The sequence below is a fragment of the Pseudenhygromyxa sp. WMMC2535 genome (genome assembly GCF_011083025.2).
The window spans coordinates 5,752,091-5,771,243 of sequence record NZ_JABJWV010000001.1 but is presented as its reverse complement, the minus strand read 5'-3'; the positions used below and the strand labels follow the sequence as shown (position 1 = coordinate 5,771,243).

Annotated in this window: 16 protein-coding genes; 14 read left to right on the top strand and 2 right to left on the bottom strand. The window is 71.1% G+C overall.

Going from position 1 to position 19,153, the window contains the following annotated elements:
- Positions 1 to 94 precede the first annotated feature (94 nt).
- Both groL and groES read right to left on the bottom strand, forming a co-directional pair.
- The gene (groL, locus tag G6O69_RS22620; protein ID WP_172305587.1) at positions 95 to 1,723 is read right to left on the bottom strand and encodes a chaperonin GroEL; all 1,629 of its coding nucleotides are present in this window, start codon (positions 1,721 to 1,723) and stop codon (positions 95 to 97) included.
- 35 nt (positions 1,724 to 1,758) lie between these two features.
- Positions 1,759 to 2,049: a co-chaperone GroES gene (groES, locus tag G6O69_RS22615; RefSeq protein WP_172305586.1), complete on the bottom strand. Its 291-nt coding sequence runs from the start codon at positions 2,047 to 2,049 to the stop codon at positions 1,759 to 1,761.
- Between the two features lie 335 nt (positions 2,050 to 2,384).
- Between groES and G6O69_RS22610 the strand changes: the two genes are divergently transcribed.
- From G6O69_RS22610 to G6O69_RS22545, 14 genes are all read left to right on the top strand, one after another.
- Positions 2,385 to 2,948, top strand: coding sequence for a hypothetical protein (locus G6O69_RS22610; RefSeq protein WP_172305585.1), 564 nt, complete (start codon positions 2,385 to 2,387; stop codon positions 2,946 to 2,948).
- A 136-nt stretch (positions 2,949 to 3,084) separates the two neighbouring features.
- A complete protein-coding gene (locus G6O69_RS22605) occupies positions 3,085 to 4,524 on the top strand; it encodes a trypsin-like peptidase domain-containing protein (RefSeq protein WP_176397032.1) in 1,440 nt (479 codons plus the stop codon).
- Between the two features lie 119 nt (positions 4,525 to 4,643).
- Positions 4,644 to 5,843 carry a hypothetical protein gene (locus G6O69_RS22600; RefSeq protein ID WP_176397031.1) on the top strand — a complete coding sequence of 400 codons (1,200 nt, stop codon included), beginning with the start codon at positions 4,644 to 4,646 and terminating at the stop codon, positions 5,841 to 5,843.
- A gap of 81 nt (positions 5,844 to 5,924) precedes the next feature.
- The gene (locus G6O69_RS22595) at positions 5,925 to 6,563 is read left to right on the top strand and encodes a sigma-70 family RNA polymerase sigma factor (RefSeq protein WP_172305582.1); all 639 of its coding nucleotides are present in this window, start codon (positions 5,925 to 5,927) and stop codon (positions 6,561 to 6,563) included.
- The gene (locus tag G6O69_RS22590; protein WP_172305581.1) at positions 6,560 to 7,864 is read left to right on the top strand and encodes a hypothetical protein; all 1,305 of its coding nucleotides are present in this window, start codon (positions 6,560 to 6,562) and stop codon (positions 7,862 to 7,864) included. The genes G6O69_RS22595 and G6O69_RS22590 overlap by 4 nt, the downstream gene beginning before the upstream one ends.
- A 168-nt stretch (positions 7,865 to 8,032) precedes the next feature.
- Positions 8,033 to 8,662, top strand: a complete 630-nt coding sequence (locus G6O69_RS22585; protein ID WP_172305580.1) for a hypothetical protein — start codon at positions 8,033 to 8,035, stop codon at positions 8,660 to 8,662.
- Between the two features lie 112 nt (positions 8,663 to 8,774).
- The gene (locus G6O69_RS22580) at positions 8,775 to 9,878 is read left to right on the top strand and encodes a hypothetical protein (RefSeq protein WP_172305579.1); all 1,104 of its coding nucleotides are present in this window, start codon (positions 8,775 to 8,777) and stop codon (positions 9,876 to 9,878) included.
- Positions 9,879 to 10,182: 304 nt separating this feature from the next.
- The gene (locus G6O69_RS22575) at positions 10,183 to 11,187 is read left to right on the top strand and encodes an alpha/beta hydrolase (protein ID WP_176397030.1); all 1,005 of its coding nucleotides are present in this window, start codon (positions 10,183 to 10,185) and stop codon (positions 11,185 to 11,187) included.
- A 124-nt stretch (positions 11,188 to 11,311) separates the two neighbouring features.
- Positions 11,312 to 12,370, top strand: coding sequence for a D-alanine--D-alanine ligase family protein (locus tag G6O69_RS22570; RefSeq protein ID WP_172305577.1), 1,059 nt, complete (start codon positions 11,312 to 11,314; stop codon positions 12,368 to 12,370).
- A 162-nt stretch (positions 12,371 to 12,532) separates the two neighbouring features.
- Positions 12,533 to 15,520, top strand: coding sequence for a serine/threonine-protein kinase (locus G6O69_RS22565; protein ID WP_172305576.1), 2,988 nt, complete (start codon positions 12,533 to 12,535; stop codon positions 15,518 to 15,520).
- Between the two features lie 101 nt (positions 15,521 to 15,621).
- A complete protein-coding gene (gene trpS, locus G6O69_RS22560; RefSeq protein WP_172305575.1) occupies positions 15,622 to 16,659 on the top strand; it encodes a tryptophan--tRNA ligase in 1,038 nt (345 codons plus the stop codon).
- Positions 16,656 to 17,486 (top strand): GNAT family N-acetyltransferase, encoded by an 831-nt coding sequence (locus G6O69_RS22555; protein ID WP_172305574.1) that lies wholly within the window; start codon positions 16,656 to 16,658, stop codon positions 17,484 to 17,486. The genes trpS and G6O69_RS22555 overlap by 4 nt, the downstream gene beginning before the upstream one ends.
- A 121-nt stretch (positions 17,487 to 17,607) precedes the next feature.
- Positions 17,608 to 18,546, top strand: coding sequence for an SUMF1/EgtB/PvdO family nonheme iron enzyme (locus G6O69_RS22550; protein ID WP_172305573.1), 939 nt, complete (start codon positions 17,608 to 17,610; stop codon positions 18,544 to 18,546).
- Between the two features lie 32 nt (positions 18,547 to 18,578).
- A complete protein-coding gene (locus G6O69_RS22545; RefSeq protein WP_172305572.1) occupies positions 18,579 to 19,145 on the top strand; it encodes a hypothetical protein in 567 nt (188 codons plus the stop codon).
- Positions 19,146 to 19,153: the final 8 nt, after the last annotated feature.

Here is a 19,153-nt window from a genome sequence, read left to right as displayed (position 1 = left end):
AGAGCTTGCGCACCACGAAATTAAACAAAAGAGGCCGCAGCCAGAGCTGCGACCTCCTTCGTGTGAGCGTCGGACACGAGGTCCGACGCGCGGCTCACATGCCCATGCCGCCCATGTCGGGGGCACCACCAGCGGGGGCCTCCTTCTTGGGCAGCTCGGCGATCATCGCCTCGGTGGTCAGCATCATGCCGGCGACCGACGCGGCGTGCTGGATCGCGGTGCGCACGACCTTGGTGGGGTCGATGACGCCCTGGGCGACGAGGTCGCCGTACTCCTGCACGCGAGCGTTGAAGCCGAAGCCGCCCTCGCCCTCGAGCACCTTGTTGACGACCACGCTGGGCTCGCCACCGGCGTTCGAGACGATCTGGCGCAGGGGCTCCTCGACGGCGCGACGGACGATGCCGATGCCGACCTGCTGCTCGGCCGTGGGGGCCTTGAGGTCGTCGAGGACCTTGCCGGAGCGAAGCAGCGCCACGCCACCGCCGGGGACGATGCCCTCTTCGACGGCCGCACGGGTCGCGTGCAGGGCGTCCTCGACGCGGGCCTTCTTCTCCTTCATCTCGACCTCGGTGGCAGCGCCGACCTTGATCACCGCGACGCCGCCGACCAGCTTGGCGAGGCGCTCTTGCAGCTTCTCACGGTCGTAGTCCGAGGTGGTCTCCTCGATCTGCCCGCGGATCTGCTTGACGCGGCCCTGGATGTCGTCCTTCTTGCCGCCGCCGTCGACGATGGTGGTCGCGTCCTTGTCGATGGTGATGCGACCAGCGGTGCCGAGGTCGCTGACCTGGAGGCTCTCGAGCTTCTCGCCCAGGTCCTCGGTCAGGGCCTTGCCGCCGGTGAGCACGGCGATGTCCTTGAGCATCTCCTTGCGGCGGTCGCCGAAGCCCGGGGCCTTGACGGCCGCGACCTCGAGGGTGCCGCGCAGCTTGTTGACCACCAAGGTGGCCAGGGCCTCGCCGTCGACGTCCTCGGCGATGATCACCAGCGGCTTGCGCTGCTTGGCGACCTGCTCGAGGACCGGCAGCAGGTCCTTCATGTTGGAGATCTTCTTCTCGTGGAGGAGCACGTAGGCGTCCTCGTAGGCAACCTCCATGCGCTCCTGGTCGGTGACGAAGTAGGGGCTGAGGTAGCCGCGGTCGAACTGCATACCCTCGACCACGTCGAGCTCGGTGTTGTTCGCCTTGTTCTCCTCGACGGTGATCACACCCTCTTGGCCGACCTTCGACATCGCCTGGGCGATGAGCTTGCCGACTTCCTCGTCGCCGTTGGCCGAGATGGTGCCGACCTGGGCGACCTCTTCTTGGCCCTTGGTCTCGGTCGACAGACCGTGGACGTGGTCGACGACCTTCTCGACGGCGATGTCGATGCCGCGCTTGAGCTCCATGGGATCGTGGCCCGCGGCGACCATCTTCAGGCCCTCGCGGTAGATCGCCTGGGCGAGCACCGTGGCGGTGGTGGTGCCGTCACCGGCGACGTCGGAGGTCTTGGAGGCGACCTCCTTGACCATCTGCGCGCCCATGTTCTCGAACTTGTCCTCGAGCTCGATCTCCTTGGCGACAGTCACGCCGTCCTTGGTGACCGTGGGCGAGCCCCAGGACTTCTCGATGACGACGTTGCGACCGCGCGGCCCGAGGGTGACCTTGACGGCGTTGGCGAGGGTGTTGACGCCGTTGAGGATGGCGTCGCGAGCGTTGGAATCGAAGCGGACTTCTTTGGCAGCCATGTTTTTAGCTCCTTGAATCTCTCAGTGAGTGCGGATCACTTCTCGACGACCGCGAGGATGTCTTCCTCGCGCATGATGATGAGCTCCTCACCGTCGACCTTGATCTCGGTGCCGGCGTACTTGCCGAACAGGACCTCGTCCCCTTCCTTGACGTCGAGGGGCTTGCGCTGACCCTCGTCGTTGGCGCGGCCGTTGCCGGCTGCGACGACCTTGCCGCGGGTGGGCTTCTCCTTGGCGGCGTCGGGGATGTAGAGGCCGCCGGCGGTCATCTGCTCTTCCTCGAGGCGCTTCACGAGCACGCGGTCATTGAGTGGACGAACTTTCATGATTGAGATCTCCCTGTACGATGGGTTGGGTGACGCTGGAGTTGGCGCGAGGGGCGAGCCATCGGCGGCCCCGTGTGCGCGGTGAACTTCGGCCGTCCGCATCCTGCGCATGCGTGTTCGACACGCGGGACTTGGGCCTGGCAGCGCTTGGCAATCGGAAGCTCCGACTGCCAGCGGCGCGAGGGTAAGGCGGTGAAGGAGCGAAGCAAGGCCGTACAGGGATTTTCTTGCCCCCACCTATCAGCGAGGCTCCTCACAGATCGATACAAACGCGCCTTGTCGCATTTAGTGAGGATGCTATCGTGAGTTTCACTACATAAAGGCGCGACCCAGTCATGAGCAGCACCGACGATCTGAGCTTTGATGGCACCTTGGAGTCCTTCTTCTACGAGCAGGTCGAGGACGCCTGCCAAGAGAAGGGCAGCTCACTCGAGCAGGACGTCGAGGCCTACCTCGTCCACCTGCTCGCGCACTACGCCCGGCGGCCCCAGGTCCAGGGCCGAACCAGCCCGGCGCTCGCCACCCAGTATCTCGCGGCGCGAGAGCGCGGGGCGACGGCGCTGCGCGAGGTCGGAGATCGGGCGCTCTACATCGCCGGCGTGGTCCCGCGATCCCTCGAGCGCAGCCCCGTGAACGTCGACTATGTCGCTGGCATCGGTGAGGCCGCCTACCGAGAGATCTATGCCCAACGCTCTCGCCTCGAGATCTTCGCCCGCCTCGCCGAGGGCTTCCGCGAGATCCTCGCCGTGCTCGGCCGCATGCTCGGCCCCGCGAAGCCCGGCGATGACCTCTTGGCGCTCTACGAGCGCTGGCGAAGGAGCGCCGACCCCGCTGACGCCAAGCGCTTGATCCACGCGGGCGTCCTCCTCGACCCCGAGACCAGCGATCTGCTCCAGTAGCGGATCGCTCCAGCAGCGGATCGGTCCAGCAGCGGATCGCCGGCCACGACTCGCGGGCGGGGGAAGTCCGAGGGCACCCGGAATAGATGTGTGATCGATCGGTTGTGCGCGCCCGATGACTGCGCGCAGGCGAACATTGAGTCCACACGGTCTGTTCTTCCTCGCCTTTTGCTCCCTCGGCGCCCCGGCACTCGCCTTTGGCACCGGCTGCTCCAACGAGGCTCAGGCCAGCCAACCCACCACCCCCGAAGAGGCCGCAGAGGTCCCCGGTGAGGACGCCGCGAGCGAGCCCGCCCTCGCCCTGACCCGCGCCTACGATCCCAACGAGAGCCTCGCTCCCATGCTCGACCGGGTCCAGCCCGCGGTGGTCGCCATCGTGGCCGCCAGCGACGGACCCTTCGGGATGCAGTCCGGCGGCATCGGCAGCGGCTTCATCATCTCGGCCGACGGTCGCGTGGTCACCAATCACCACGTGGTCGCCGGCCGCGATCGCTTCGAAGTCGAGCTCGAGGACGGCCGACGCTTCCGCGCCCAGGTGATCGGCAGCGACCCCCAGACGGACATCGCGGTGATCCAGCTCGAGGGCGCCCACGACCTGCCCGCGGTCGGCCTCGGCTCGAGCGAGGACCTGAAGGTCGGCGACTGGGTCGTTGCCGTGGGCAGCCCCATGGGCCTGCGCCAGACGGTGACCCGCGGCATCCTCTCGGCCAAGGGTCGCGGCAGCCTCGGGCTCTACCAAGACGGCTACGCCGACTTCTTGCAGACCGACGCGGCGATCAACCCGGGCAACAGCGGCGGCCCGCTGTTCTCGCTCACCGGCGAGGTCGTGGGCATCAACACCGCCGTCGGCGGCCACGACGGGCTGGGCTTCGCGATCCCCGTGGATCAGGCCAAGATCGTGATCCCCAAGCTGATCGACGACGGCAAGATCACCCGCGGCTGGCTGGGCATCGTCGGCCGCGACACGCCCCCAGAGTACGGCCAGTTCCCCGAGGCAGGCGCCCTGGTCGAGGAGGTCCACGATGGTACGCCGGCGGCCACCTACGGCCTGCACGCCGGCGACCGCGTGCTCGCGGTCGACGGCCGCGAGGTCAGCGACTTCGACGATCTGCGCGGGCGCATCGGCGAGTACGCGCCCAAGGATCGCGTGACGCTCACGCTGCTGCGCGCGGGCGAGCAGACCAAGCTCGAGGTCGAGCTCGGCGAGCGACCCACGCCTCGAGCCCTCGGCGGCCTCGCCAGCTTCCGCGGGCAGCCCGGTGTTCAGCAGCCCCAGACCACGCCCAAGTCGAAGGCGCCTCAGCAGCAAAGCGGGGATCTCTACGGGGGTGGGCGCGCCCGCCTCGGCGTCGAGGTCCGCGCGAGCGAGGACGGCCTGGCCGTCGTCCGCGTGCTCTCGGGCAGCGTGGGCGAGCGCCTCGGGCTGCGCGCTGGCGACATCTTGATGGAGGTCAACGGCAAGCCCGTCCGCAGCGTCGAACAGGTCGCCGCGGCCCTCGAGGCCGACCGCGGGCGCGCCTCGGTCAGCGCGCGCCGGGGCCAGAGCACGCACACCTCGATGATCAGCGTGAACTGAGGTACAGACTGAGGCACAGATCGCCGAGTCAGCTCGGCGGCGCTCTCCTTCGCGGCCCGCAGCCCTCGCTGCGGGCCGCGCTTGCGTCGAGCCCTCGACCAACGTAACCCATGAGCTCGATGCTCCGTCGAGACCCGCGCAGGAAGCAGCGCCCGCGTCGGCGCTCGTGCCCGAGTCTGGCCCTGAGCTCGAGGCTGGTTGTGGGGTTGGGGCTGGGGTCGAGCCTGTGGCCGGGCCCCGCGCTCGCCCAGGCGCCCGCGCCCGCAGAAAATGGGGAGGCATCGGCCGCGGCGGTGATCTTGATGCTCCCCGAGCGCGACGACGACCGTGACGAGCGGGCCGAGGCGACCATCGCCGCCCACCTCCAAGACGCGGCCTTCGAGGTCGAGATCCGCCGCTACGACCCCGAGGGCTTCGAGCTGCGCGCGCTCTTCGATGAGTCCGACGAGCTGCTCGGCGCGAGCGCGGCTCGTGGGGTGCTGTGGGTCGACCTCGAGGACGAGGACGCGCTGGCGCTCTATGTGATCGTCCGCGGAGATCCACAGCTTCACGGCCGGCGCATCGACGCCGCCGACGTCGGCGAGGCCGTCGCCATCGAGTCCCTCGCCAACGTCAGCGCGACCGCGGCCCTCGCCCTCGCCCAGGGGCGCGCCGTCGTGCTCGAGCCCGCCCTCGCACCCGAGCCCGAGCCCCCCTCCGAGCCCGAGCTGCCGCCCGAGTCTCCGCCTCGGCCCGCGCACACCCACCTCCTGGTCGACGGCGTCGTCGTCCCCCGCGGCCACGCCCGCGTCCGCGCCCGCGTGGGCTACCTCGGGCAGAGCTACGCGCCCGGCCTGCCGTGGATCTCCTCGGCCGTCCTCGCCTTTGGCTGGCGACCAGTGTCAGCCGCTCACCTCGAGCTGGTCTACGAAGCCGGCCCCTCGATCAGCGTGACCGCGCCCAGCGTGGGCCTCGAGCTCCAGCTCTTTCGCCTGCCCTTCGCCCTCGCCGGCGGCTACCGCTTCGACCTGCCCCGCGGCTGGGGCATCGAGCTCGCCGGGCGCGTGGGCGTCGAGCCCACCCGTCGGCGCACCGTGGTCATCGGCGAGGCCATCGAGGGCGCCGCCCCGAGCTGGCGCGTGCAGGCCAGCGCCGGCGTCGACGCCCGCGCCACGCTGGCCGTGCGCGACGATCTTCGCCTGTTCATGGGCCTGGGCCTCGTCGCGGTGTTCCTGCGCAGCGCGTACGTGCTCGAGGACGTCGAGGAGCCACTGCTGAGCCCCAGCGCGGTGCGCGGGAGCGCCTCGATCGGCGTGGACTTCGACCTCGTCCACCGCTGAGGCCCGGGCTCGCGTTTTTTTCTGACCCGATCCGCAGCCGCGCGGGTACGAGTTTGAGACCGCGAGCTCCGCCCTCCTCCGATGTCCTCCTCCGCTCAGGCCCTCGACCCCGATCTGTCCGCGCGCAGCCGCGAGCAGGCCGAGAAGATCGCCTCGGGGCGCGACGAGCTCACCCTCGCCAGGGTCCGAGCCGCCGGCGCGGGGGACCGCCGCGCCCAGCGCTGGCTGGCCGAGGCCGTGCTCGCCGACGTGCGCACCGTCGCCCGCTCCCTGTCGCGCTGCAGCGTGGAGGCCGACGACGCCGCCCAATTCGCAATCATCCAGGTGCTCGCCGCCGCCGCCCGCTTCGAGGGGCGCTCGAGCGTGCGCCACTGGGCGCGCCGCGTGGCGACCTTGGCGGTGCTCAAGCACCAGCGCCGCGTCCGGAGCCGCCAGGCGCGGGAGCAGGCCCTCGAGCCCACGCTGCTCGAGCCGCCAAGGGGGGCCAGCGCCCCGAGCCTCGGCGAGGCCCTGCCTCGGAGCCTGCGCGAGTACCTGGCCGAGCTCCCCCAGGAGCAGGCCGAGGTGTTGATCCTCAAGCACGCCCTCGGCCACTCCGTCCCCGAGATCGCCGAGCTCACCGACTCCAGCCCCAACACGGTCAAGAGCCGCCTGCGCCTCGGCACCAAGGAGCTGCGCCGACGCGTCCGCCAGGACACCTTCACGGGAGGATCACGATGAGCGAGGTCGAGCGAAAGATCGCGGCCGCCTTCGCCGAGCTCGGGGCGCCCGGAGCCCTGGGCGAGGAGCTGTCCGACGCCGAGCTCCTCGCCGGGCTCTTCGACGAGGACGAGCGCGCGGCCCTCGAAGCCCACGGCGCGCGCCTCGAGCGGGCGCCCGATCCAGCGCCGCAGCCCACCGGCGAGCCCGGCGAGCCCGGCGAGACCGGCGAGACCGAGCGCCGCAGGCTGCTCCCGCTCGTCGTCCTCGGCCTGTCCGCGGCCGCCTGCGCCCTGCTGCTCGCGGCCGTCGAGCTCCCCGGCAGCGCGGCGCAGCGCGAACATCAGGCGCCCCAGGCCGGCGCGAGCGCGGCGATGACCAACGCCCACCCGCGCCAGGTGAGCTGGGCGCGGCCGGGCGAGCGCCACCAGCTGCGCCGGGACGACTGCCGCCGAGTCGATGGAGACGTGAGCCTGTGCTCCCCCGGCGCGGCCAGCTTCCGCGTCGCCGAGGGCTCGAGCGCCGAGGCCGTCACCCTCGAGCTCGAGTCGGGGGCGCTCGAGCTCGACGGTGAGCACGCGAGCGCGACCTCCGTCGAGCTGCTGACCCCCGCGGGCCGGGTGATCCAGCGCGACCACGCCAGCCGCTTTCGCGTGTCCTTCGACCGCGATGGCCGACGCCTGAAGGTCGAGGTCCTCGCGGGAGAGATCGTCGTCGAGCCGCGCGAGGGCGAGCGCGTGACCCTGGGCGTGGGCGCCCACGTCGGCTTCGACCTGCCCGATCACGGCGCGCCTGCGTTCTCGTCTCCGGCCCCCTCCCCCTCCGCGAGCGAGCTCGACCCCTTCGCCAGCTCTCCAGCCGATCCCGCGCCTCGTCCTCGCACTCGCCCAGAGCTGAGCAGGCCGACCCCGGCCGCCGTGGCGCCGACGCCCAACACCCCCGACGAGCTGCTCGCCGCGGCCCAGCGCGAGCTCGCGGCCGGCGAGCGCGAGGCCGCCCTGGCCCTCTATCGCAGCCTCGTCGAGCACCACCCCGAGAGCGCGGCCGGCCGCACGGCGCGGATCTCCTTGGGCCGCATGCTCCTCGGCGCGGGCCAGCACCGGGCCGCGCTCGCCGAATTCGACGCCTACCTCGACGAGGACGCGGGTCGCCAGGCCCTGGGCGAGGAGGCTCGCTACGGGCGGATCCGCTGCCTGCGAGCGCTCGGCCGCGACGCCGAGCTGCGCGCGGCCATGGACGACTTCACCAGCCGCCACCCCGGCAGCTTGCACCTGCCCCGCATCGAGCAGTGGCGCGACGTGCTCGAGGTGGCTCGACCCTAGGAGCCCGTGGTGAAACCCAACACGACACCTCGCTTGGTCTTTTCGCCGATGGCGTTGTCGCCAAAACTTGCGGTACGCCCGGTACAGCGGCGTTTTGGCTTCGCGCCCTCGACGAAAACCCCGGCGCGAGGAGCCGCGCTGGGTTCCACCACGGGCTCCTAGGAACTCATGCCTCGCGCCGCCTCGCTGCTCCTGCTCGCCCTGAGCGCCTGCACCTTGCCCGCGGACGTCGTCGGCCAGCTCGCCGGCGAGTCCGAAGACAACGACTCGTCCGCGAGCGCGAGCGACGACACGGACGGCACGAGCGAGGGCGCCGGCGAGACCGCCGAGGACGGCTCCAGCGACCAGACCGAGACCGAGACCGGCTGCCTCGACGCCTGCCCCTGCGAGACCGAGCTATGCGAGCAGTCCTGCGGCGCCAGCGAGTCCGAAACGTGCAGCTTCGAGTGCCCCGAGGGCACCTACTGCGAACAAAGCTGCGGTGAACAGCCCTGCACCAGCACCTGCCTGGGCTCGATCGGCTGTCACCTCGACTGCACCCTCGCCGGGGGCTGCGATCTGACCTGCCTCGACACCATCGACTGCATGACCAGCTGTTCGAGTGGTTGTTCGCAATACTGCGAGGGCGGCATCTGCAACCTCGAGTGCCCCGAGGGCGACTGCACCATGCACTGCAAAGGCAGCGACGTATGCATGATCGGCACCTGCCCCCACGGCTGCACGCTGCTGTGCGAGGACGCCGGGACCTGCGAGCTCACCTGCGAAGACCCCGACAGCTGCACGATCATCACCCTCTGATCCAGTCCACGCGAATCACCCGATTCCATTGACCCGATCACCGCGCGGCGCGGGACAAGAGAGCATGGAGACGACGGTAATCAATCGCCCGTCGTCGAGGATGCCAATCAACATGTTCGACCTGAGCAAATTTTCCCTACGCCGCTCGACCAGCCTGTCCTTCGTGGCCACGCTGCTGAGCTTCACCGCCTGCGACTTCGGCCTGCACATCGACGGCCTCTACCCCGACGACGGGGCCGACGAGGGCGGGCCCATGGAGCCCTGCTTCGAAGACTTCGACCTGTGCCTGGCCGAGGCCGGCGAGGACCCCGAGGCCATCTCGAGCTGTCACGACGCCCTCCAGAGCTGCCTCGACAGCGGCGACGACGACCCCCTGCCCGAGGACGAGGGCTGGGGCGACGACGACCCCCTGCCCGAGGACGAGGGTGAGCTGCCGCCTTGCGAGCTCGAGCTCGAGCTGTGCCTCGAGAGCAGCCCCGAGCCCGAGCTGTGCATCGAGGCGTACGAGCAGTGCACCGGCGGCGGCGGTGACTCCGGCGGTAATTCCGAGGGCTGCGACGAGGGCGAGCCCGATCCCTGCACCTTCGAGTTCGAGCTGTGCCTCGAGAGCAGCCCCGAGCCCGAGCTGTGTGTCGAGGAGTACGAGCTGTGCACCGGCGGCGGCACCACCGGCGGCGACTCGGGCGGCTGCGAGCCCGACCCCGAGCTGTGCCAGGCGGAGCTCGACGCTTGCCTGGACACGAACCCCGAGGACCCCGAGCCCTGCTTCTTCGCGTTCGAGAGCTGCATGACCTGCGAGCCCGTCGATACCTGCGAGCTCGCGTTCGAGGCCTGCATGCTCGAAAACCCCAACGAGCCCGAGGTCTGCGAGCTCGAGCTCGAGGCCTGCCTGGGCACCGAGCCCGATCCCGATCCCTGTGAGGTCGCGTTCGAGGCCTGCATGATCGACAACCCCGACGAGCCCGAGGTCTGCGAGCTCGAGCTCGAGGCCTGCCTGGGCACCGAGCCCGATCCCTGCGAGCTCGCGTTCGAAACCTGCATGCTCGACAACCCCGACGAGCCCGAGGTCTGCGAGCTCGAGCTCGAGGCCTGCCTGGGCGGCACCCCCGATCCCGACGCCTGCGACCTCGAGTTCGCCATGTGCGTGGAGGTCGCCTACGACGAGGAGGATCTCGCGGCCTGCGAGGCTCAGTTCGACGCCTGCATCGACGACTGAGCGACGGCTGCGCTCGACCGAACTCGAGCGCTCGAGCCTCCGCGCGGGGTATTGGCGCGGTGTACTCTGCGACTGGCAGGGCACCGCGCTATCCTGTGCGGAGGCAGCCATGTCCAACTCGACGTCACTCACCAGTCACACCAAGCGTAGACACCCCCACCCACTTCGCTGCGGGCTTCCTGGCCGGGGGGGATTTTGGATGAAGACCTGGCTGTCGCGGCTCGCTAGAGCGGCGATCGGTTTGAAGGCGCGCCGTCAGGTGCGTCTTGGCGGTTCCGTGGCTAGGAGCGAGGCCGAAGCTGTGGTGGACCCACTGCGAGCGCCGAGCGACAACGACCACGGGGCCGCCAAGATGTGCCTGGCGGTGCGAATTCAAACCGGTCGCCGCTCTAGCGTGCTCGCCCTGATGACAGCGCTGTCCTCACTGAGCGCGTGCAACATCGTCCGCATCCAGGAGCGCTCGATGGCCCGCAAGCTCGAGCGCCGCGGGCTCCAGCAGCACGACACATCGCTCGGCGAGGACCGCCTGCGCTATTGGGAGGGTGGCGATGGCCCGCCCGTGCTCTTGCTTCACGGCTTCGGCGCCCACGCGATCTTTCAATGGACGCCGCAGGCGCGTGCGCTCGCCCAGAGCTTTCGCGTGGTGATGCCCGATCTGCTGTGGTTCGGAGGCTCGAGTTCGACGCTCGCCGACTATTCGCTCGATCACCAGCTCACGGCGCTGCTCGCCCTGCTCGATCATCTCGGGATCGAGCGCGTCCACGTGATCGGGGTGTCTTACGGCGGCCTGTTGGCCTACGAGCTGGCGGCGATCCATCCCCAGCGCGTCGAGCGGGTGGTGATCGTCGACAGCCCAGGTCGAGTCTACAAAAGGGAGGACTACCAGGCCCTGCTGACACGCTTCGAGGTCGAGGACTTTGGTGAGGTCCTCGTCCCGGACACGCGCGCGGAGGTCGAGCGCCTGTTGGCGATCGCCAGCTACCGACCTCCCCCCCTCCCAGGCTGGGCCGCGGACTCGGTGCTCGAGGAGCTCTACAGCAAAAACCAGCGAGAGCAGCGCGGCCTGCTCCAGGCGGTGGTCGCCGAGGCCGACACCGCCAGCGAGCGCCCCGGCGCGCTCACGCAGCCGACCTTGCTGGTCTGGGGCCGAGAAGATCCCATCTTCCCCCTCGGCCTCGGTGAGCGCCTCGAAGCCTCCCTGCCCGCGGCCGAGCTCGTGGTCCTCGACGAGGCCCGCCACGCCCCCAACGTCGAGCACGCACGCGAGTTCAACGCGCTCGTCGAGGCCTTTCTGCGCGGCGACGAGTGAGACCGAGCGAGCGGCGCTGTCCCCAGCGCCGACCGCGGCCGGGCTCAGGCTCCGGTCATCCGGGCGCGGCCGCGAACGCCCCGTCTTTGGTGCCCCGCCCCGGGGCTGCTAGATTCGCGCGCAGATGAGCAAGCAGCGCCTCGCCCTGATGTACGGCGGTCGATCCTCTGAGCACGAGGTCTCCATCCGCAGCGCCACGGAAGTCATCGCCGCCGTCGACCGCGAGCGCTTCGAGCCGGTGCCCGTGGCCGTGACCCGCGAGGGCCGCTTCAAGACCGGCCTGCCCCACGAGGCCCTCGACCGCATCGCGCTCACCGGCGAGGACGTCGAGGACCTCGGCATGCTGCTGCGCTCCTGCGACTGCGTGTTCCCGCTGCTCCACGGACCCCACGGCGAGGACGGCACCTTTCAAGGCCTGTTCGAGGTCTTCGGCGTGCCCTACGTGGGCTCGGGCGTGCTCGCCTCCTCGATGTGCATGGACAAGGGCGCGTTCAAGCACCACGTCGGCAACGCCCCCTTCGACGTCCCCGTCACCCCGGGGGTCAGCATCGACGTGCAGATCGAGGGCCACGAGCACGCCATCGCCCGGGCCAGGGGCGCCGCCGCGGAGCTCGGCTTCCCGGTGTTCGTCAAGCCCGCCAACCAGGGCTCGTCCGTGGGCGTGAGCCGGGCCGACGACGCCGCCACCCTCGAGGTCGCCCTGGATCTCGCGCTGCGCTACGACAGCCAGGTGATCGTCGAGCGGGGCCTCGACGCCCGCGAGATCGAGCTCGCCGTGCTCGGCGACGGCGGGCCCGAGACCATCGTCAGCCAGCCCGGCGAGATCATCTTGCCCAAGGGCCAGTGGTACACCTACGAGACCAAGTACGTCGACGACGTGGCCCGCTACGCGATCCCGGCCGAGCTCCCCGAGCAGAGCGTCGAGCTGCTGCGCGCCCTGGCCCTGCGCGCCTTTCGAGCCACGCGCTGCACCGGCCTCGCCCGCGTCGACTTCCTGGTCGAGCGCGACTCGCTGACCCCCTGGCTCAACGAGGTCAACACCATGCCCGGGTTCACCTCGATCAGCATGTACCCCAAGATGATGGCCCAGGCCGGCGTGCCCTACTCGGCGCTGATCACTCGCCTGGTCGAGCTCGCCATGGCCACGCACGGCCGGCGCTCGACGCTGAGCATGGTTCGCTAGCGAATTCGCATGCGGCCAGCGCCCGGGTCTGCACGAGGCCCCCGCGCCCGAGCGGCTTCGCGCTCCGCTCGCTTGGACTCGCCACCGGGGCGTGGGGTTTCGGCCCTCGCTCATGCCACCGGGCAGCCTCGCTGGCCCTGACGCTGGGCTATGCTGGCGACCATGGAGCCGGAGCTCGCAGCGACCGCGACCCCCGAGGGCGAGGGAGCGAGCGGCTCCCCCCCGGGCGCCAGCGAGGCCCTGCCCACGCTCCACCGCGGCGGACAGATCTCGCGCTACCTGCTGCTCGAGCGCGTCGGCGCCGGGGGCATGGGGTTGGTCTGGTCGGCCTATGATCCCGAGCTCGATCGCAAGCTGGCGATCAAGCTGCTGCGCCCGCGCGAGTCTTCGTGTGTGGGCTCGCCCGAGGCCCGGGCCCGGCTGCTCCGCGAGGCCCAGGCCATGGCCCGGCTCAGCCACCCCAACGTGATCGCCGTCCACGACGTGGGCGAGCACCACGGCCAGGTGTTCGTGGCCATGGAGTACGTCGAAGGCGGCACCCTCGACGACTGGCGCCGCCAGGCCGCGCGCCCATGGCGAGCGATCATCGAGCGCTTCGCCCAGGCCGGGCGCGGGCTCGCGGCGGCCCACGGCGCGGGCCTGGTGCACCGCGACTTCAAGCCCGACAACGTGCTGCTCGGCGACGACGGGCGCGCCCGGGTCACGGACTTCGGCCTGGCCCGCTCCCTCGACGGCGAGCCCGACCCGCTGACCCCGACCGACGAGTCCGAGCCCGGCCGGCCCCGCGCCGACACCTTCGAAGACGTCGAGTACAGCAGCTCGAGCGGGCTGCGCTCGGCGCTGACACGCACCGGGGTGATGCTCGGCACCCCGGCCTACATGGCGCCGGAGCAGTTCGACGCCCCGACCCAGGCCGCCGCCCGCGTCGACGCGCGCAGCGATCAATTCTCGTTTTGCGTCGCCCTGTGGGAGGCGCTCTACGACCAGCGCCCCTTCACCGGCCACAGCCTGCGCGAGCTCGGCGAGGCCGTGCGCGCCGGGGACATCGTCGCGCCCCCGGCCGAGGCCCACGTCCCCGGCTTCCTCGAGCAGGCCCTGCGCCGCGGGCTGAGCGTGGACCCCGAGCGGCGCTGGCCCGACATGGAGAGCCTCGTCGCCGAGCTCGAGCGCGACCCCGCCCAGGGCCGCCGGCGCTGGCTGGCCGCTGGAGGTCTGGTCGCCTGCCTCGTCGGTGTCCTGAGCCTCGCCCCGCTGCTCGGCCCGCGACCCCAGCCCGAAGCCGCGCCGCTGTGCCCCCGGGCCGTGCAGCAGCTCGAGGGCGTGTGGGGTCAGGGCCACCGCCGCGTGCTCGAGGCCGCCTACGAGCCGGCCGAGGCCCGCGAGCTCGCCGAGGTCCTCGATCGCTACGCCGAGGACTGGCTCGACATGCACGCCGACGCCTGCGGCGACACCCACCTGCGCGGCGAGCAGTCCGAGCGCATGCTCGACCGCCGCATGCAGTGCCTCGACGAGCGCAAGCGTCGGCTCGCGGCCAGCGTCGAGCTGCTCACCGACACGGCGGCCCGCCCGACCCTCGACGAGGCCGCGCTCATCGTCGGAGAGCTGCCCAGCGTGGCGCGCTGCGGCGACCCCGACTACGTCGACTCGCAGCTGCCCCTGCCCGACGACCCCGCCGCGGCCGAGGAGGTCCTGGCGATCCGCGACGAGATCGCCGTCGCCCGGACCTTGCTCGACGCCAAGCACGGCTCCGAAGCCACCAAGATCTTCGAGGCCGCCCGCCCCCGCGCCGCGGCCCTCGAACAGCGCCCGCTGCTCGCCCAGATCGACGCCGAGCTGGCCGTCGCCACGCTCGAGGGCAGCTCCGAGTCGAGCAGCTCCTGCGAGCAGCTCGAGCGCGCGCTCTTCGAGCTCGTCGAGACCGGCCAAGACGAGCTCGCCGCCCGGGCGGCGATCAAGCTCGTCTTGTTTCGTTCTTGGCGCCGCGCGATGAGCATCGAGGAGATCGAGAGCTGGCTCGCGCTCGTCGAGGCCTGGCACGAGCGCAGCAAGGCCCCGCCCATCGAGCGCGCCCGCGCCCAGCTCGCCGCCGCCCAGGCCTACCACCTCTCCGGCGAGCGCGAGGGTGGCCAGGCGCGGACCATGGCGGCGCTCGAGCTGCTCGGCGTCGACGCGGACTTTGGCGGCCTCGGGGACCTCAGCCTCGGCGAGGCCAACGTCGCCGCCGCGGCGCTGAACATGCTCGGCGTGTGGCACTACCACCACGGGGAGTACCGCGCGATGCTCGAGGCCCTCGAGCAGCTCGACCACCTCCAGCGGATCTACCCGATCCGAAACAAGGCCCAGCGCCTGCTCGTGGTCAACAACACCGCGACGACCAAGTTCAACCTCGGCGAGTGGGGGGAGACCCAGGCCGGCTACGCGAACATGCGTCGGCTGCTCACCGGCGACCGCAGCATCGACGACTTCGACAGCGCCTACCTGCTCACCAATTTCGTCGAGCTGTGGCTCGCCCAGGCCCAGGTCCTCGGCGACGACCCCCGCGATCTCGACGAGCAGCTGATCGCGGACATGCTGCGCATCCTCGGCGTCGCCAATGACGCGAGCCACGACGCCGTCGAGGAGGGGCTCGTGCTCGCGGCGCTGTTCTACATGCGCCGCGGCGAGCTCGAGCGGGCCCACGAACTGCTGGCCCACAGCCCCATGGCCGAGCTCGAGCGCCGCGAGGATCTCGGCAGCGCCCGGCCGATGCTCGCCCACGCCGAGCTCGCGCTGCACGAGCGCGACCCGACCCAGGCCCTCGCGATCTTCGAGCTCGCCGAGCGCCGCGCCCTCGCCAACGGCCCCGCCGAACAGCCGATCGTTGGCCTGGCCAGGACCGGTCAGGCCCAGGCGCTGCTCGAGCTGCGCCGCCCGGCGCAGGCGGACGAGCGCCTCGACGCCGCCATGGCCAGCTGGGATGGGTTGTGGGCCGAGCACGACCCCTACGGGCACCCCTGGGCGACGCTGACCCTCGATCTGATGGTCGCGCGCAGCACCAGGCAGCCCCAGCGCCAGGCCGAGCTGCGCGAGCGCGCGGCGGCCATTCGCGCGCGCCTGCGCCGTGAACTCGAGGGCGGCGGCTCGCCCTCCGCGGCACCGCGCGCACGCTGAACGCCGGCCGCCTCTGCGTCGGCCCAGCGCTCGACCCGGGCGCGCGTCGGCTCGCGGCGCGCGCTTGCCCGCGCTGCGCAAACCAGCCACCCTCCTCCCCCATGCCCGACGCCAACGTCGAGACCGTCCGCGATCCCCAGCCCCAGCGCGTCCTCTCGGGCATCCAGCCCTCGGGGGTCATCCACCTGGGCAACTACTTTGGCGCCATCGCCCAGCACATGGCGCTCCAGCACGAGTTCCCCGGCGAGTGCTTCTACTTCATCGCCGACTACCACGCGCTGACCACGGTCCGCGACGCCGAGGCCCTGCGCAGCAACGTCTTCGACGTCGCGCTGACCTACCTCGCCTGCGGCCTCGACCCCGACAAGGCCCTGCTCTTTCGCCAGAGCGACATCCCCGAGGTCACCGAGCTGACCTGGCTGCTGGCCACGGTCACCAACATGGGCCTGCTCGAGCGCGCCGTGAGCTTCAAGGACAAGGCCGAGGCCGGGATCAAGCGCAGCACCGGGCTGTTCTTCTACCCCGTGCTCATGGCCGCCGACATCCTGCTCTATCAGTCGACCATGGTCCCCGTGGGCAAGGACCAGATCCAGCACGTCGAGATGACCCAGGACATGGCGACCTACTTCAACGAGGCCTACGCCAAGGGCGCCGAGCAGCCGCTGCTGCGCCGCCCCGAGTACCGCCTGTCCAAGGCGCCCTACGTCCCCGGCGTCGACGGGCGCAAGATGAGCAAGAGCTACGGCAACACCTTGCCGCTCTTCGCCAGCGGCAAGCAGCTCAAGAAAGCCGTCGGCGCCGTGGTCACCGACTCCACCGCCCTGGGCGAGCCGCTGACCGTCGAGGGCAACAACGTCTACGCCCTGCTCGAGTTGTTTTGCGAGGCCGACGAGCTCGCCGAGATCCGCGGCTACTTCGAGGCCGGGCGCCGCGGCGACGATCCCTTTGGCTACGGCCACGCCAAGCAGCTGCTCGCCGCCAAGATCAGCGAGCACTTCGCCGACGCCCGCGAGCGCCGCGAGCACTACCAGGCCCACCCCGAGGAGGTCGAGGCCGTGCTCCAGCGCTCGGCCGAGCGCGCCCGCGCCATCGCCCGCGAGACCCTCGACGCCTGCAAGCGCGCCTGCGGGCTGCTGTGAGCGTCACCCTCGTCGGCGGCGAGCGCCTCGCTGGCGAGCTGGCCGCGCTCGCGCCCGTGGCCGAGGCAATCTTTGGCGCCGGCCAGCGCACGCCAGGGTGGTTCGCCCGCAAGCTGCGGCGCGAGGGGGTCGAGGCCCGGCTGTGCACCCTGGCGGTCACCGGCGACGCGCCCTTCACCCGCGAGCGCGTCGTCGGCTACGCCCTGCTCGGACGGGCGGCCTCGCTCGGTGATCGAGCCCGCGGCGCAGGGCTCGGCCTGCTCCCGGCCCTGCGCGGCCGCGGCCTCGGTCGCCAGCTCATCGAGGCGGCCTGCGCCCGCGCCCGCGCCCACGGCTGCGCCCACGTCGAGTTCCTGGCCGAGCCCAGCCCGGCGCGCTGGTACGCGGACCAGGGCTTCGTCGCGCTGCGCGAGGAGCTGACCTTGCTCGTCGAGGCCGAGGCCGACGCCCCCCACCCGAGCTGGGCCACGAGCGAGGACGATCTCCCCGAGGCCGACGCCGCGTGGTCGTGGATCCCCGAGTGCTGGCGACGCACCCCCGCCAGCGAGCGCGAGTGCCTCGTGGCGCACTGGCGCGGTCAGCAGCTGCGCGCGTGGCTGTCCCGCGAAGGCCGGGCCGTCCTCGCCCAGCGCCTCGAGCTCTCGTGCGCGCCCGCGCTGCGAGATCACGAGCGCGATGAGCTGATCCGCGCTGGCGTCCTCGGGCTGGCGGCACACGCTGGCGAGCGCCCCCTGGTGCTCTACCCCTGCCCCGCCTCCGCGCGTTGGCGAGAGGGTCTCGCGAGCGCCGTGCTCCAGCGGGCCTTCGTCATGTCCCGCACGCTGTGACAGTGGACAGGGCCCCGGCCTCGCACTAAGCCGAATTCGTCGGCTCATGGCGAACATTCGAGGCAGGAACACATACATGGTGATGGCCACACTTGCGGCCACATTGACATTGTCGTGCACCATGAACAATCCGGCCTTCAATCCCTCGGATTCGGACTCGGGCTTCGATCTCGACACTGGCGTCGACACCGAGCTCGGCCCGGAGGAGGACGAGCACGAGTGGGGCGAAGAGACAGCCGAAGAGGGCGAGGGCGACGAGGGCGAGGCTGGAAATGGGGATGAGGGTGAAAGTGAGGACGAGAGTGATCCCGACGCTGGAGACGGCGACACCGTCGGCTGTGACACCGCCTTGCTATCCCCGCCAGATCCGGCCATGGCCTGCATCCCCGCCGGCCCTCGGGTGATGGGCTGCGCGCAAGACAACCCCGCCAACTGTGCCCCCGACGAGCTCCCGGCCCACCCCGTCGAGCTGTCGAGCTTCTTCGTGGACCGCTACGAGGTCAGCGTCGACGACTACGCTGCCTGCGTGGCCGAGGGCACGTGCACCAGCTCGGCCGACAAGCAGGGCTGCAACACCCTCGACACCCCCGCGCTCCCGATCAACTGCGTGTCTTGGTATCAGGCGCAGGCTTACTGCCAGTGGCGAGGCAAGCGCCTGCCGACCGAGGCCGAGTGGGAGCGGGCCGCCGCGGGCTCCGGCTCCACCACCTACCCATGGGGCTGGGACGCCCCCACTTGCGAGCGCGCCGTGATCTACGGCTGCGATGGTCTCCAGGCCGTCGACAGCCTCGCCGAGGGGGCCAGCGAAGACGGCCTGCACCACACCATCGGCAACGTCAGCGAGTGGGTCTCCGACTGGCACTCGCCCTCGTACTACGAAGACAGCCCGGTCCACGACCCCGGCGGGCCCGAGGCCGGCAACAGCAAGATCGTGCGCGGGGGCTCCTTCGAGACGGCCTCGCTGTGGGAGCTCGAGGTCTACGATCGCGGGCTCCCCGTCAGCCCGGACCTCCAATCCCCGATGTACGGCTTTCGCTGCGCCGCTTCGCTGGCGCTCTGATCCCCGGGGCCCTCGGCCGGCTATGCTCGGGCGTGGCCGAGGACACCCGAGCGCCCGCGCGCGAGCAGCCGAACCTCGCCTACTACCTCGCCTGCCGGGGTCGCTGGCGCTGCGCCCTCGACATGCAGGTCCGCGACCGCGCCCGCCTGCGCGACAGCGAGATGTCCGTGTTCGACCGCGCGACCCTGCGCCTGGTCTCGGCCTGGCCGGCGTGGCTCGGCCGCCTGCGCCTCGACACCTCCGTGCACTTCGAGGGCCCCGTCGTCGTCCACGCCACCCGGGTGCGCTGGCTGGGGATCCCGATGATGCTCAGCGTCGAGCGCATCGAGCTCGGAGACGACGGGCACAGCTTCACCCTCGCGGGCGAGCAGCGCGTCGCACCGCTGTGGTGGCGCGCCCGCTCCGTCTCCGGCGCGGGCGAGGTCGACGAGGACAGCGCGCACGCGCGCTACAGCCTGACCTGGCTGGGCGCCCCCCTCCATCAGTCCACCGTCCGCGAGGGCGACCGTCTGGCCCTGCGTCAGCGCGGGCCCGGCTTCGAGGGCACCCAACACCTGCGCCGCTTCTCGACAGAAGTCGGCATGAAGAAATCACCATGAAGGGCTCT

What these genes read in the sequence shown, in the direction of transcription:
- G6O69_RS22570 (WP_172305577.1), top strand. Translation starts at nt 11,312, where the DNA reads ATGAGCAAGCAGCGCCTCGCCCTGATGTACGGCGGTCGATCCTCTGAG.
- G6O69_RS22550 (WP_172305573.1), top strand. Translation starts at nt 17,608, where the DNA reads ATGAACAATCCGGCCTTCAATCCCTCGGATTCGGACTCGGGCTTCGAT.
- G6O69_RS22590 (WP_172305581.1), top strand. Translation starts at nt 6,560, where the DNA reads ATGAGCGAGGTCGAGCGAAAGATCGCGGCCGCCTTCGCCGAGCTCGGG.
- trpS (WP_172305575.1), top strand. Translation starts at nt 15,622, where the DNA reads ATGCCCGACGCCAACGTCGAGACCGTCCGCGATCCCCAGCCCCAGCGC.
- groES (WP_172305586.1), bottom strand. Translation starts at nt 2,049, where the DNA reads ATGAAAGTTCGTCCACTCAATGACCGCGTGCTCGTGAAGCGCCTCGAG.
- G6O69_RS22585 (WP_172305580.1), top strand. Translation starts at nt 8,033, where the DNA reads ATGCCTCGCGCCGCCTCGCTGCTCCTGCTCGCCCTGAGCGCCTGCACC.
- G6O69_RS22580 (WP_172305579.1), top strand. Translation starts at nt 8,775, where the DNA reads ATGTTCGACCTGAGCAAATTTTCCCTACGCCGCTCGACCAGCCTGTCC.
- G6O69_RS22610 (WP_172305585.1), top strand. Translation starts at nt 2,385, where the DNA reads ATGAGCAGCACCGACGATCTGAGCTTTGATGGCACCTTGGAGTCCTTC.
- G6O69_RS22595 (WP_172305582.1), top strand. Translation starts at nt 5,925, where the DNA reads ATGTCCTCCTCCGCTCAGGCCCTCGACCCCGATCTGTCCGCGCGCAGC.
- groL (WP_172305587.1), bottom strand. Translation starts at nt 1,723, where the DNA reads ATGGCTGCCAAAGAAGTCCGCTTCGATTCCAACGCTCGCGACGCCATC.
- G6O69_RS22565 (WP_172305576.1), top strand. Translation starts at nt 12,533, where the DNA reads ATGGAGCCGGAGCTCGCAGCGACCGCGACCCCCGAGGGCGAGGGAGCG.
- G6O69_RS22600 (WP_176397031.1), top strand. Translation starts at nt 4,644, where the DNA reads ATGCTCCGTCGAGACCCGCGCAGGAAGCAGCGCCCGCGTCGGCGCTCG.